General features: G+C 60.2%; 11 protein-coding genes, 2 tRNA genes and 2 pseudogenes. 4 read left to right on the top strand and 11 right to left on the bottom strand.

Features of this window, described 5'->3' with window-relative positions:
* The first annotated feature begins 32 nt into the window (after positions 1–32).
* Complete coding sequence (locus IQK56_RS00290) at positions 33–1,331, top strand: NAD(P)/FAD-dependent oxidoreductase (protein WP_150675101.1); 1,299 nt, start codon at positions 33–35, stop codon at positions 1,329–1,331.
* Positions 1,332–1,462: 131 nt separating this feature from the next.
* On the opposite strand, the gene IQK56_RS00295 is transcribed toward IQK56_RS00290, so the two are convergent.
* The 5 genes and pseudogenes from IQK56_RS00295 to rluD all read right to left on the bottom strand — a co-directional run bounded on the left by IQK56_RS00295 (position 1,463) and on the right by rluD (position 6,307).
* A tRNA-Pro gene (locus tag IQK56_RS00295) sits at positions 1,463–1,539 on the bottom strand.
* A gap of 9 nt (positions 1,540–1,548) precedes the next feature.
* Positions 1,549–1,624, bottom strand: a tRNA-Asn gene (locus IQK56_RS00300).
* Between the two features lie 304 nt (positions 1,625–1,928).
* Positions 1,929–4,492: pseudogene (gene clpB, locus IQK56_RS00305) on the bottom strand (ATP-dependent chaperone ClpB).
* 131 nt (positions 4,493–4,623) lie between these two features.
* Positions 4,624–5,348, bottom strand: a pseudogene (gene pgeF / locus IQK56_RS00310) (peptidoglycan editing factor PgeF).
* A complete protein-coding gene (gene rluD, locus IQK56_RS00315; protein ID WP_032886184.1) occupies positions 5,345–6,307 on the bottom strand; it encodes a 23S rRNA pseudouridine(1911/1915/1917) synthase RluD in 963 nt (320 codons plus the stop codon). The pseudogene pgeF and the gene rluD overlap by 4 nt, the downstream one beginning before the upstream one ends.
* Before the next feature lie 149 nt (positions 6,308–6,456).
* On the opposite strand from rluD, the gene IQK56_RS00320 reads away from it, so the two are divergent.
* Together IQK56_RS00320 and IQK56_RS00325 are read left to right on the top strand one after the other, a co-directional pair.
* The gene (locus IQK56_RS00320) at positions 6,457–7,482 is read left to right on the top strand and encodes an outer membrane protein assembly factor BamD (RefSeq protein ID WP_099583989.1); all 1,026 of its coding nucleotides are present in this window, start codon (positions 6,457–6,459) and stop codon (positions 7,480–7,482) included.
* 125 nt (positions 7,483–7,607) lie between these two features.
* Positions 7,608–7,841, top strand: a complete 234-nt coding sequence (locus IQK56_RS00325; RefSeq protein WP_028618786.1) for a PP0621 family protein — start codon at positions 7,608–7,610, stop codon at positions 7,839–7,841.
* On the opposite strand, the gene thiO is transcribed toward IQK56_RS00325, so the two are convergent.
* From thiO to pilV, 5 genes are all read right to left on the bottom strand, one after another.
* Positions 7,828–8,937, bottom strand: coding sequence for a glycine oxidase ThiO (gene thiO, locus IQK56_RS00330; RefSeq protein WP_193862857.1), 1,110 nt, complete (start codon positions 8,935–8,937; stop codon positions 7,828–7,830). The genes IQK56_RS00325 and thiO overlap by 14 nt on opposite strands.
* A gap of 62 nt (positions 8,938–8,999) precedes the next feature.
* Positions 9,000–9,401 carry a type IV pilin protein gene (locus IQK56_RS00335; RefSeq protein WP_122309187.1) on the bottom strand — a complete coding sequence of 134 codons (402 nt, stop codon included), beginning with the start codon at positions 9,399–9,401 and terminating at the stop codon, positions 9,000–9,002.
* Between the two features lie 11 nt (positions 9,402–9,412).
* The gene (locus IQK56_RS00340; protein WP_193862859.1) at positions 9,413–9,943 is read right to left on the bottom strand and encodes a PilX N-terminal domain-containing pilus assembly protein; all 531 of its coding nucleotides are present in this window, start codon (positions 9,941–9,943) and stop codon (positions 9,413–9,415) included.
* A 7-nt stretch (positions 9,944–9,950) separates the two neighbouring features.
* Positions 9,951–10,658 (bottom strand): PilW family protein, encoded by a 708-nt coding sequence (locus IQK56_RS00345; protein WP_193901487.1) that lies wholly within the window; start codon positions 10,656–10,658, stop codon positions 9,951–9,953.
* Complete coding sequence (gene pilV, locus IQK56_RS00350) at positions 10,655–11,140, bottom strand: type IV pilus modification protein PilV (protein ID WP_193862861.1); 486 nt, start codon at positions 11,138–11,140, stop codon at positions 10,655–10,657. Before pilV ends, IQK56_RS00345 begins: the two co-directional genes overlap by 4 nt.
* Before the next feature lie 202 nt (positions 11,141–11,342).
* Here pilV and IQK56_RS00355 point away from each other — a divergent pair, with 202 nt between their 5' ends.
* Positions 11,343–11,924 carry a GspH/FimT family pseudopilin gene (locus tag IQK56_RS00355; RefSeq protein ID WP_150760819.1) on the top strand — a complete coding sequence of 194 codons (582 nt, stop codon included), beginning with the start codon at positions 11,343–11,345 and terminating at the stop codon, positions 11,922–11,924.
* On the opposite strand, the gene ispH is transcribed toward IQK56_RS00355, so the two are convergent.
* Entirely contained in the window at positions 11,878–12,825 is a 948-nt protein-coding gene (gene ispH, locus IQK56_RS00360; RefSeq protein ID WP_099583983.1) for a 4-hydroxy-3-methylbut-2-enyl diphosphate reductase, read from the bottom strand. The two genes, IQK56_RS00355 and ispH, sit on opposite strands and share 47 nt — an antisense overlap.
* Positions 12,826–12,973 lie beyond the last annotated feature (148 nt).

The following is a 12,973-nucleotide window of genomic DNA, read 5'->3' on the forward strand; positions in this document are numbered from 1 at the left end:
TCCGATTTCTTTTAGCCTTGCGAGATATCCCCATGACCCATCGTATTATTATCGTCGGCGGCGGCGCCGGCGGCCTGGAGTTGGCTACCCGCCTGGGTAAGACTCTGGGCAAGCGCGGCACCGCCAGTGTCACGCTGGTGGACGCCAACCTGACCCATATCTGGAAGCCGCTGCTGCATGAAGTGGCTGCCGGGTCGCTGAACTCTTCGGAAGACGAACTCAATTACGTCGCCCAGGCCAAATGGAACCACTTCGAGTTCCAACTGGGGCGCATGAGCGGGCTCGACCGCGAGCAGAAAAAAATCCAACTGGCCGCCACCCTCGACGAAGAGGGCCGCGAACTGGTGCCCGCGCGCGTGCTGGGCTATGACAGCCTGGTGATTGCGGTCGGCAGTACCACCAACGACTTCGGCACCGAGGGCGCGGCGCAACACTGCCTGTTCCTCGATACCCGCAAACAGGCCGAGCGCTTTCACCAGCAACTGCTCAATCACTACCTGCGCGCCCATGCCGGACAGACCGATGTCGTGGAGCAGATCAGTGTCGCTATCGTCGGTGCCGGCGCCACCGGCGTCGAATTGGCGGCCGAGCTGCATAACGCCGCCCATGAGCTGGCGGCGTATGGCCTGGACCGGATCAAGCCGGAAAACATGCACATCACCTTGATCGAAGCCGGTCCACGGGTGCTGCCTGCCCTGCCGGAGCGTATCGGCGGGCCTGTGCATAAAACCCTGGAGAAGCTAGGCGTGACCGTGCTGACCAACTCGGCGGTGAGTGAAGTGACCGCCGACGCACTGATCACCAGCAGCGGCCAGGTGATTCCAGCCAGCCTCAAGGTGTGGGCTGCCGGGATTCGCGCGCCGGCGTTCCTCAAGGACATTGATGGCTTGGAAACCAACCGCATCAATCAACTGCAAGTGCTGCCGACACTGCAAACCACCCGCGACGAAAATATCTTTGCCTTCGGCGACTGCGCTGCGTGCCCGCAACCGGGCACCGACCGCAATGTGCCGCCACGGGCCCAGGCTGCTCACCAACAGGCGTCGTTGCTGGCCAAGTCGCTCAAACTACGCATCGAAGGCAAGGAGCTGCCGAGCTACAAGTACACCGACTATGGATCGCTGATTTCGCTGTCGCGCTTTTCCGCTGTGGGTAACTTGATGGGCAACCTGACAGGCAGCGTGATGCTGGAAGGCTGGTTGGCGCGGATGTTCTATGTGTCTCTGTACCGGATGCACCAGATGGCGCTGTATGGGTTCTTCCGCACTGCAATGTTGATGCTGGGGAGCAAGATCGGGCGCGGGACTGAGCCGCGACTCAAACTTCACTGACAACAGGGTCCCTGAGGGGACTCACTCAATCTGGGAGGGGACTTGCCCCTCCCACATCAGCTGTGTGCTGGGCTTGAGATAATTCCAGGCAAAAAAAATCCCCGTATCTTTCGATACGAGGATTTTTAATATGGTCGGGGTAGGGGGATTCGAACTCCCGACATCCTGCTCCCAAAGCAGGCGCGCTACCGGACTGCGCTATACCCCGGTTTGAAATTGGCTCCGTGACCAGGACTCGAACCTGGGACCCAATGATTAACAGTCATTTGCTCTACCGACTGAGCTATCACGGAACTACATATTTCAAAGTACAACTTTTACTGCTCTGTAACCTTCCTCTTCGACCCTGTCCGTATCGCTACGTTAGCGTCTCTGAGGCGCGCTATTCTACAATCTTAAAAACCCCTGTCAACCCTTTAAATTGCTTTTAAGACAATGATTTGCGCTTCTTTCTGATTTCTTCTTGGGGAGAAGAAACCCGTGGGCTGACGTTGCTGCGGGGCGCACTTTACAAGCCTTTTCCTTACAGTTCAACGCCCTAACGAAAAAAAAGGCCCCGCGATGCGGGACCTTCTCTTATTTGCCTGCTGTTCAGGCTCAGTGGAAGACGATTTCGTCGTTTTCCACAGTGGCTTCGACGCTGGTACCCGGCATAAAACTGCCCGACAGGATCAGCTGCGCCAGCGGGTTCTCGATCCAGCGCTGAATCGCACGCTTCAAAGGCCGTGCGCCATACACCGGGTCGTAACCGACCGCGATGAGCTTATCCAACGCCTCGCGGCTCAGCTCCAGCGACAGCTCGCGCTCAGCCAGACGACTGCGCAGGCGCCCCAACTGGATCTCGGTAATGCCCGCGATCTGATCCCGCGCCAAGGGCTCGAAGATCACCACTTCGTCGACCCGGTTAATGAATTCCGGGCGGAAGTGCGTAGTCAAGGCATCCATTACCGCAGCGCGCTGAGCCTCACGATCCCCCACCAGCTCCTGGATCTGCGACGAGCCCAGGTTGGAGGTCATCACGATCACCGTGTTGCGAAGTCCACCGTACGCCCGTGGCTGTCCGTCAACCGACCATCTTCCAGCACTTGCAGCAGGATGTTGAACACATCCGGATGCGCCTTCTCGACCTCATCCAGCAGGATCACCGAGTAAGGCTTGCGGCGCACAGCTTCGGTCAGGTAACCGCCCTCCTCGTAGCCCACATAGCCTGGTGGTGCGCCGATCAGGCGGGCCACCGAGTGTTTCTCCATGAACTCGGACATATCGATCCGCACCATGGCCTCTTCAGTATCAAAGAGGAATTCGGCCAGCGCCTTGCACAGCTCGGTCTTACCCACGCCGGTCGGGCCGAGGAACATGAACGAGCCGCTCGGGCGATTCGGGTCGGACAACCCGGCGCGCGAACGTCGTACCGCGTTGGACACCGCCACAACCGCCTCTTCCTGGCCGATCACGCGCTGGTGCAACAGGTGCTCCATCTTCAACAGCTTGTCGCGCTCGCCTTCGAGCATTTTCGACACTGGAATGCCGGTCCACTTGGAGACGACTTCGGCGATTTCTTCCTCGGTCACCTTGCTGCGCAGCAACTGGTTTTCAGACTTGCCGTGCTGGTCGACCATTTGCAGGCTGCGCTCCAGGTCCGGGATGACCCCGTACTGCAATTCGGCCATGCGGTTCAGGTCGCCCTTACGGCGAGCGGCTTCCAGTTCCTGGCGGGACTGCTCAATCTTTTGCTGGATCTGCGCAGAGCCCTGCACTTCGGCTTTTTCCGAGGTCCAGATTTCTTCCAGGTCCGAGTACTCGCGTTCCAGGCGCACGATTTCTTCCTGGAGTTTTTCCAGACGTTTCTTCGCCGCGTCGTCCTCTTCTTTCTTAAGGGCCTGGGATTCAACTTTCAGTTGAATCAGGCGCCGATCAAGGCGGTCGAGCACTTCCGGCTTGGAATCGATTTCCATACGAATGCGGCTGGCCGCTTCGTCGATCAAATCGATGGCCTTGTCCGGCAACTGACGATCAGTGATATAGCGATGACTCAATTTGGCCGCCGCAATGATCGCACCGTCAGTAATCGCCACCTTATGGTGGACCTCATAGCGCTCTTTCAGGCCACGCAGGATCGCGATGGTGTCTTCTTCACTAGGCTCTTCTACCAGCACTTTCTGGAAGCGCCGCTCAAGAGCTGCGTCCTTCTCTATATATTGACGGTACTCGTTGAGCGTCGTTGCACCGACGCAATGCAGCTCGCCCCGCGCCAAAGCCGGCTTGAGCATGTTGCCAGCATCCATGGAGCCCTCGCCTTTACCGGCGCCGACCATGGTGTGCAGTTCGTCGATGAACAGAATGATCTGCCCGTCCTGCTTCGACAGTTCATTGAGCAGGGATTTGAGGCGTTCTTCGAACTCGCCACGGAACTTGGCACCGGCGATCAACGAGCCCATATCCAGGGACAACAGGCGCTTGCCTTTAAGGCCGTCCGGCACTTCACCGTTGATGATGCGCTGGGCCAGACCTTCAGCAATCGCGGTTTTACCCACGCCAGGCTCACCGATCAGCACCGGGTTGTTCTTGGTGCGACGCTGCAGGACCTGGATAGTGCGACGAATCTCATCGTCACGGCCGATCACCGGGTCAAGCTTGCCTTCTTCGGCGCGCTTGGTCAGGTCGACGGTGTACTTGTCCAGGGCCTGGCGCGACTCCTCATGGTTAGGGTCGTTTACTGCATCGCCGCCACGCAGGTTGTTGATGGCGTTTTCCAGGGCTTTCTTGCTGACGCCCTGGCCCAGCAGCAATTTGCCGAGCTTGCTGTTCTCGTCCATGGCGGCGAGCAGCACCAGTTCGCTGGAGATGAACTGGTCACCTTTCTGCTGGGCCAGGCGGTCGGCCTGGTTGAGCAGGCGCGCCAGGTCCTGCGACATATTCACGTCGCCGGTCGGGTTTTGGATTTTCGGCAGTTGGTCGAGCTCTTTGCTCAACTCCTTGCGCAGGCTGCTGACATCAAAGCCCACCTGCATCAGCAAGGGCTTGATAGAACCACCTTGCTGTTCCAGAAGTGCCTGCATCAAGTGCGCAGGCTCGATGGCCGGGTGGTCGAGACCTACCGCCAACGATTGGGAGTCCGATAACGCCAACTGTAATTTGCTGGTTAAACGATCAATACGCATTAGTCACCTTCCTTTTGAGCAGGCCGGAGCTATAAAACATTCCTGAATGAAGAAACCTGCCAGATACCCTTATAGATGGGGTGGATTCTGGAAGATTCAAGCCACGGACAGTTGACGTAAGTCAGGAGAGTCTAGCCTTCGAGCCAGATAAGGGAGGCAAATCGACCGGTGCGCGGGCTGCGCCGGTAAGAAAAGAAGCGCGGGTCGGTCACGGTGCACAAACCCCCACCGTAAACAGCCGTGACACCCCGTGCGGCAAGGCGCAGGCGGGCCAGTTGATAGATGTCGGCCATGAACTTGCCGGGATTATGGCTCGGCACAAAGGCTTCGGCCGTTATCGGCAGTTGCTGCATGAACGCTTCACGCACTTCCGGGCCGACTTCAAAGGCTTGCGGACCGATTGCCGGCCCCAGCCAGACCATTACGTCGGCAGGTTCAGTCTCCAGGCTTTCGAAAGCAGCCTCCAACACACCGGCCGCCAACCCACGCCAACCGGCATGGGCCGCTGCGACGCGAGTCCCCGCCCGGTTGCAGAACAACGCGGGCAGGCAATCGGCGGTCATAGCGGTACAGGCGATGCCAGGGGTACTGGTCCAACTGCCATCAGCTTCAGCCGTGTGGCCGGGATTGGCCTCAACCACGGTCACCCCGTGGACTTGGCGCAGCCAGGCCGGCTGAATAGCAAAGGCGTCGCTGAGACGACGGCGATTTTCAAGGACCGCCTCCAGGCTGTCCTCGACATGATCGCCCAGGTTGAGGCTGTCGAATGGCGCCAAGCTGACGCACCCGCACGGGTGGTGACACAAGCCTTTACCCGAGCCGGCGCGGGCCAGTCAGGTATCAGCCAGTCATTCATCCGACAAACGCCTCGCGGTCCTGCTTGAGCAGCGACAGCAACCAGACAAAATCGTCCGGCAGTGGCGATTCCCAGCTCATGCGCTTACCGCTCGTCGGATGATCCAGTTCCAGGAAGCGTGCATGCAGTGCCTGGCGCGGGAACGTCTTGAGCGATTCGACCATGGTCTGGCTGGCCGCAGGCGGAATGCGGAAACGGCCACCGTAGGCAGGATCGCCGACCAACGGGAAGTTGATGTGGGCCATGTGCACGCGGATCTGGTGAGTACGACCGGTTTCCAGCTTGACCCGCACGTGAGTGTGGGAACGGAAACGCTCCAGCACACGGTAGTGGCTCACGGCTTGCTTGCCGCCTTCCATTACCGCCATGCGCTGGCGCTGCTGGCCGTGGCGACCGATGGGGGCGTTGATCTTGCCACCCGCGACGACCACGCCGATCACGATGCACTCATAGATCCGGCTGACGCTACGGCTCTGCAACTGCGTAACCAGCTGCGTCTGCGCCTGAATGGTCTTGGCGACCACCATCAGGCCGGTGGTGTCCTTGTCCAGACGGTGCACGATCCCGCAGCGCGGCACGTTGATGATGTCGGGGATATGGTGCAACAGGGCATTGAGCAAGGTGCCATCAGCGTGCCCGGCCGCCGGGTGAACCACCAGGCCTGCGGGTTTGTTGATGACCAGGATATCGTCGTCTTCATAGACGATATCCAGCTCGATGTCCTGGGCGACCCATTCTCCCTGGGCTTCCTGCTCGGCAGTCAGCTCAAGAATCGCACCGCCATGAACTATGTCTCGCGGGCGGATAACCGCTCCATCCACAGTCAGGCGGCCGTCTTTGATCCAGGCGGAAAGGCGCGAGCGCGAGTGCTCAGCGAATAATTGTGCGGCGACTTGATCGAGGCGTTGGCCGCCCAATTCGGACGGCACCTCTGCGCGAAGTTCAATTTTATCGGACATGCTCAGACTAGGCGTGGCACAGCCTTTGGTTTCGGCTGCGCGCTTGTGGTTAAATACGGCGTCTTTTGCCCCGAGGCTTTCAACGGGGCGCTCATCATAACAGGACGGCCCCGCCCAAGACAGCGGCCGTCATAGGGACGCAAGCCGCCATGCAAGTGAAACACCTGCTGCTGATCGCCATCCTCGCCATGACTGCTGCTTGCTCGTCAACAAAGGACGTCGTCGACGAAAACCTGAGCGAAGTCGAGCTGTACCAACTGGCACAGAAAGACTTGGACAATAATAGCTACACCAGCGCCACAGCGAAGCTGAAGGCACTGGAGTCGCGTTATCCGTTCGGGCGCTACGCCGACCAGGCTCAGCTTGAGCTGATCTACGCCAACTACAAGAACGCCGAGCCGGAAGCTGCCAAGTCCGCCGCCGAGCGCTTCATCCGCTTGCACCCGCAACACCCGAACGTGGACTACGCCTACTACCTCAAGGGCCTGACCTCGTTCGACCAGGACGTTGGCCTGCTGGCGCGCTTCCTGCCGCTGGACATGACCAAGCGTGACCCAGGTGCTGCCCGCGACTCCTACAACGAGTTCGCCCAGCTGACCAGCCGCTATCCGAACAGCCGCTACGCGCCGGATGCCAAGCAGCGCATGATCTACCTGCGCAACCTGCTGGCGTCCTACGAAATCCACGTAGCTCACTACTACCTGACCCGTCAGGCGTACGTGGCTGCCGCCAACCGTGGCCGCTATGTCGTAGAGAACTTCCAGGAAACCCCTTCCGTGGGTGACGGCCTGGCAGTGATGACCGAGGCATACCAGCGGCTGCACCTGGACGACCTGGCCAACACCAGCCTGGAAACCCTCAAGCTCAACTACCCGGATCACCCTAGCCTGAAAGACGGCCAGTTCGTGCCTCAGGTTGCCGAAGCCGACAACCGTTCGTGGCTGAGCAAGTACACCCTGGGTCTGATCGAGTCGCGCCCTCCGTTGCCGCCGGGCGAAACCCGCGCCAATCAGGACGTGATCAAACAGTACCAGGACGCCAAGGAAGCCATTCCGTCGGAGCTCAAGCCGCACGACGAGAACGGCGACGTGATCGAAGAAGAAGAGCCAGAGGCCCTGGGCAACAACCAGGACCGTTCGTGGTTCAGCTACATGACCTTCGGTGTGTTCGACTGATCTGTCGACGCAACGCAAAAAAGGAGCCCCTCGGGGCTCCTTTTTTATGGGGCAGTATTATTGCGCTGTGCGCCTGCCACGTCCTTGGCTAAACTGGCGCATTCCTTATCGAGAAACCGCCCATCATGCTTCGTCTTCTGTTCTGGATTGCCGTTATTGCTGCCGCGGTGTGGTTCTGGCGCAAATTCAAAAGCCCGGCCGCCAAGCAGCAACGCACCAGCGAGCCTGACGCTGCGTTGATGGTGCGTTGCGCCCACTGCGGCGTGCACCTGCCACAGGATCGCGCCCTAAGCTCGCGCCAGGAGTGGTATTGCACCCAGGCGCATCTGGAGCAAGGGCCGAAGTCTATACAGCGCTGATGCGACCTTCAGGCGAGTAAGGCGCCGGGTCGATGATCGGCGCATGCCCCAGCAGCAAGTCTGCAAACAACTGACAGGACGCCGGCGCCAGCACCAAGCCGTTGCGGTAATGCCCGCAGTTGAGCCAAAGGCCTTTGAAACCGGGAACCTGGCCGATATAGGGAATCCCTTCCGGTGAGCCAGGGCGCAAACCGGCCCAATGCCCCACTACTTCGGCGTCGGCCAGGGCAGGAATCAGTTCTACTGCCGAGGCCTTGAGGCTTTCCAGCGCCGTTTCGGTCGGCGTCTTATCAAACCCCTCATGCTCCAGCGTGCTGCCGATGAGGATATGCCCGTCGCGCCGGGGGATGGCGTAACGGCCCTTGGCCAGGACCATGCTCGACAAGAAGTCCGAGGCGCATTTGTACAAAATCATCTGCCCCTTGACCGGCTCCACCGGCAGCACCAAGCCCAGCGTGCCGAGCAACTCACCGCTCCACGCGCCTGCTGCCAGTACCACTTGATCCCCCACAATCGGCCCTTCTGCCGTGTTCACGCCCACCACATTGTCGCGCTCCAGGAGAAATCCGGTGACTTCACACTGTTCGTGAACAGTTACGCCAGGCAGTGCCAACAACGCAGCCTTGAGGGATTTGACCAAGCGAGGGTTGCGCACATTGGCCACGTCAGCCATATAGATCGCGCTGGAATACCCGCCACCCAGCACCGGAACCGCATCATGGGCGGCCGACACATCCACTTTGCCTAGAGGCCGATCCTCACGGACCGCCCATGCCAGCGCCTCGGCCTCATCTTCCAAGTCCAGCCAGTACAAGCCGGTGGTATGAACCTCCGGGTCGACGCCGGTGGCGGCAAACAGGCGCTCAGCCAACTGTGGATAAAAATCCTGGGACCAGTGGGCCAATGCAGTGACCGACGGGCTGTAGCGCCAAGGATACAGCGGCGACACAATGCCACCGCCCGCCCATGAAGACTCCTGCCCCACACCGGCACGCTCCAACAGGACCACCGCCTGCCCCTGGCTCGCCAGGTTGTACGCGGTCAGCAGGCCAATGACTCCGCCGCCGACAATCACCACTTGCTGTTGCTTAGCCATCATTCGATCCAGCCGATAAATAGGAACAAGCGCACCTGGCGCCCAATCATCCAGCACACTCATCATTGCCCCCAGCATGTCTGGCGCGACATTTCAGGTGCTGCCCCCGGATTGGCCCGCACACCCGTGCTGCTAAGGCTGAAGTCACCACAAGGGTCACCCGCCATCAACGAATCGACGCCCGGCCCAGCGACCAGGTAGAAATCCTGAGGGTTCAATACAGCGGTGATTCTATAGCGATCATTGCCTGTGCTGACGCCGCTGGCGTCAATAAAAGTGCCGTTCCTCGTATAAAAACGCTCAAGGTGCTGAGCTTGCTCCGTCAGCAGCGCGACAATTTCCGCGCGATACACCTTTTTTACATGACGGGTGTACCCCGGGTAAGCGATCCCGGCCAGAAACGCGATGATCGCCACGGCGATCAGTAACTCGATCAGGGTAAACCCCCGGCAGTCCATGCTCATTTCACTGCTCCTCATTGAAGCTGTCGCCATGACGCCCGCCGAAACCGCGGGCCACTTTCCAATTCCAACCGCGCATATACAGTCTCCAATACCGTGCGCGACTGGCCGCTGAACCCGACCGCCGTCACCCGGTAAGCCGCCGCCGAGGCATGGGGTGGCAGATGCGCCAGCCCTACGCCAGGACCCAAGGCTTGAATGCCGTAGAGCCCTCCCCTGACGGAAACCCAGGTCACTGCCGAAACAGGGTTCGTTCCTGCAGCCACCAGCGAAAACGCCTCGTCCGGCGGCGCGCAAGTAACAATCGAGCGGCACTGCGGCCACCCGACACCCGCTCGCTGCACCGCCTGCTCTCCCAGTCTCAAGCCGCTTTCGGCGTTTTGAAGCGACTGGTTTCGTTGCCACAGGCTGCCGCTGATCTTTTGCTGGGCCACCGCACCTTGGATTGACGACAAGCCGATCAGTGACAACAGCAGCAAAAACACCAGGCTTATCAGCAGCACCATCCCCCTCTGCTGCAAAGAAATACCGGCAGTAAGCACCATGATCGCCCTACCCCACACGGTTACGCAGCGCCGCCACGACGCTATAGGTTTGATCTTTCACCCGGCCGGTCGGGTCTCGCAGCGTCATGCGGATGCGCACGCTGCGGATCAACGACTCGTCAGACGGCATGGCGTCGTAGCGCACTACCTGCGCCGATGTCGGCCTGGCCGCCACACCGAAACTGAGATCGAACGCCCCCACGTTCTCCACCAACACTGCCCTGGCCGGCGCAGCAGGCGTGCTGACCTTTAACTGGCCGGCCTCGAAGGTGTAGGTAAGTTGGCGCATGGCAAAGCGAATCTGCCCGGGAACTGGCGACGGTGAGTGCCCGCCGTAGGCATAGGCCGTACCCGTGCAGTCTGACAACACCGTCCAGTCAGGCTTGCCACCGCCATCACCCACGTCCGCAGTTACCAGTGTCAGCGACGTTGACCCGCCCCCGGCACTCCAGCCAACCGGCCGATCAAAGGCCGGCGGGGCATTGTCGATAAACGCAGTGGCCATACAGCCAAACATGCCCGCCTGGCGGATATCCTGGAGCATCTTGCCCAACGCAAACCGGGCGTCGTCCTGCAGCAACATGGCCGCCTGCTGGCTGGCGTGGGTCATTCGGGAACCGATCACCACTTGGCTACCCCCAAGCACCAGCACCAAACCGACTGCCAGGGCCAGCAACAACTCCATCAAGCTGAAACCCCTCGCCACAGGCCTCATTGCGTCACCTCTGGCCCTGGGTCGATACGACTGGTCAGGGTGAAGGTTTCCCGCGCATCAGGGATGTCTGAACTCGAGCGGTCATCCCAACTGATACTGACCGTCACCTCATTTGCACTGATCGCCACGGAGCCTTTGGCACTCTCCCCGGCAAAACCGCGAATATTGGCGTCGAAATCATGCAGGTCCAGGTCACGCACACTGGCAGTCGCGGCAGTGGCCGGAGCCCTTACCCCCCCAGGCGATGAGTAGTCGGCGCCGGAATTGGCGCGGATTCGGTCGAGCATATCGTAGGCAATGAAACTGGCCTGACTGGTCATCCTCGAACTGTCGGTGTATTTGAGGGCATTGAGCTGGAGCACCACCGCGCCTAACAGGCCGACAGCGAGAATCAGCACCGCTACCAGGACCTCAATCAACGTCATGCCGATTTGATGTCGCGCAACAGCGTGGGGAAAACGGGTATTCAGGGAGGCAAGCATTACCGTCGTCATCCGTGTCGAAGGCCAAAAAAGCAGGAAAATCCTGCGGTGCGACCCAAGACTAGCGTCGGTTTTTCGCCCGCGCCGCCGATGGAACAAAGGGAAATACTTTGGACATGAAGGCCATCATTCGGCACTCCGCGCCGGGCGCTATACCTATGTCTCAACCAGCTATCTACGCACGTCCACGGAGGGACGACCAATGGGACAACGAGGTTTTACCCTGATCGAACTGCTGCTCGGACTGATCGTGAGCGGCATCCTGGCGCATCTGGCAGTGCCGAGTTTCGCCGGGCTGCTGGAGTCACAGCAGCGACAAAGCGCGGCGCAATCGCTGACCAACGGACTTCGCTTCGCGCGCACTGAAGCCATCGCGCATAACCGTGCGGTGGTCATTCACGCGCTGGACGATGACTGGAGCCGAGGTTGGCGGGTGATAGTGGATGTAAGCGGGCGCGGCCACCTGGACGACGATAACCCCGTGTTGCTGGAGCGCCAGGAGAGCGGGCGCGTGCCCATAGTCGGTAATGGGCCGGTCAAAAGCCAGGTACGGTTCAGCGGGTTGGGCGAACCGGTATTTTCAGGAGGAGGTTTTCGTGCCGGCACTGTGCACATCTGCGCCAAGGATTCGGCGCAAAGCCTGCATCAGGTGGTGCTGGCGCCCAGTGGGCGCGTCAGCCTGCGCAGCGATAGCGCCGAGCAGGCGTTGTGCCGGAGTGCCTCCGGCACCCTGGCATTCAGAGCAGTGAGCGAACCCGCAGCTCCTTGGGCATGGAGAAAGTGATGTTCTCTTCACGTCCCGCCAACTCATCAGCGCCGGTAGCCCCCCAGGCGTGCAGTTGCTGGATAACACCACGCACCAGTACTTCCGGGGCAGAAGCACCCGCTGTGATGCCGATACGCTGGACGCCATCGAACCAACTGCGCTGCATGTCTTCGGCACCGTCGATCAGGTACGCCGGGGTGGCCATGCGCTCAGCCAGCTCACGCAGGCGATTGGAGTTGGAGCTGTTGGGGCTGCCGACCACCAGAACCACATCGCACTCGTCAGCCAATTGCTTGACCGCGTCCTGGCGATTTTGGGTGGCGTAGCAGATGTCATCTTTCCGCGGGCCGCCGATGGCCGGGAAGCGGGTGCGCAGCGCATCGATCACGCGGCTGGTGTCATCCATGGACAAGGTCGTCTGGGTCACGAAGGCCAACCGATCAGGGTTGTGCACCTGCAGGTTGGCGACGTCTTTCTCGTCTTCCACCAGGTAGATGGCGCCGCCATTGCTGGCGTCGTATTGGCCCATGGTGCCTTCGACTTCCGGGTGACCGGCATGACCGATCAGGATGCATTCTCGACCGTCACGGCTGTAGCGTGCGACTTCGATGTGCACCTTGGTGACCAGAGGACAGGTGGCATCGAACACTTTGAGGCCACGGCCTGCTGCTTCGGTACGCACGGCCTGGGAAACACCGTGGGCACTGAAGATGACGATCACGTCGTCCGGCACCTGGTCTAGCTCTTCGACAAAAATCGCGCCGCGTGCGCGCAGGTCTTCGACCACAAACTTGTTGTGGACGACTTCATGACGCACGTAGATCGGCGGCCCGAAGACTTCCAGGGCGCGATTGACGATTTCGATCGCACGGTCCACGCCGGCGCAGAAGCCACGGGGGTTGGCGAGTTTGATTTGCATGCTGTGCCTCGTGTCTTGCAGCTACTTGGGTCAGGTTTGACGCTAACTCAACTGGCAATGAAGATCAAAGGTGGGAGCGGGCTTGCTCGCGAATGCGGTGTAGCAGTCACTGAACCGTTAACTGAACTAGCGCATTCGCGAGCAAGCC

The sequence above is a fragment of the Pseudomonas cyclaminis genome (assembly GCF_015163715.1).
Classification (GTDB): Bacteria; Pseudomonadota; Gammaproteobacteria; order Pseudomonadales; family Pseudomonadaceae; genus Aquipseudomonas; species Aquipseudomonas cyclaminis.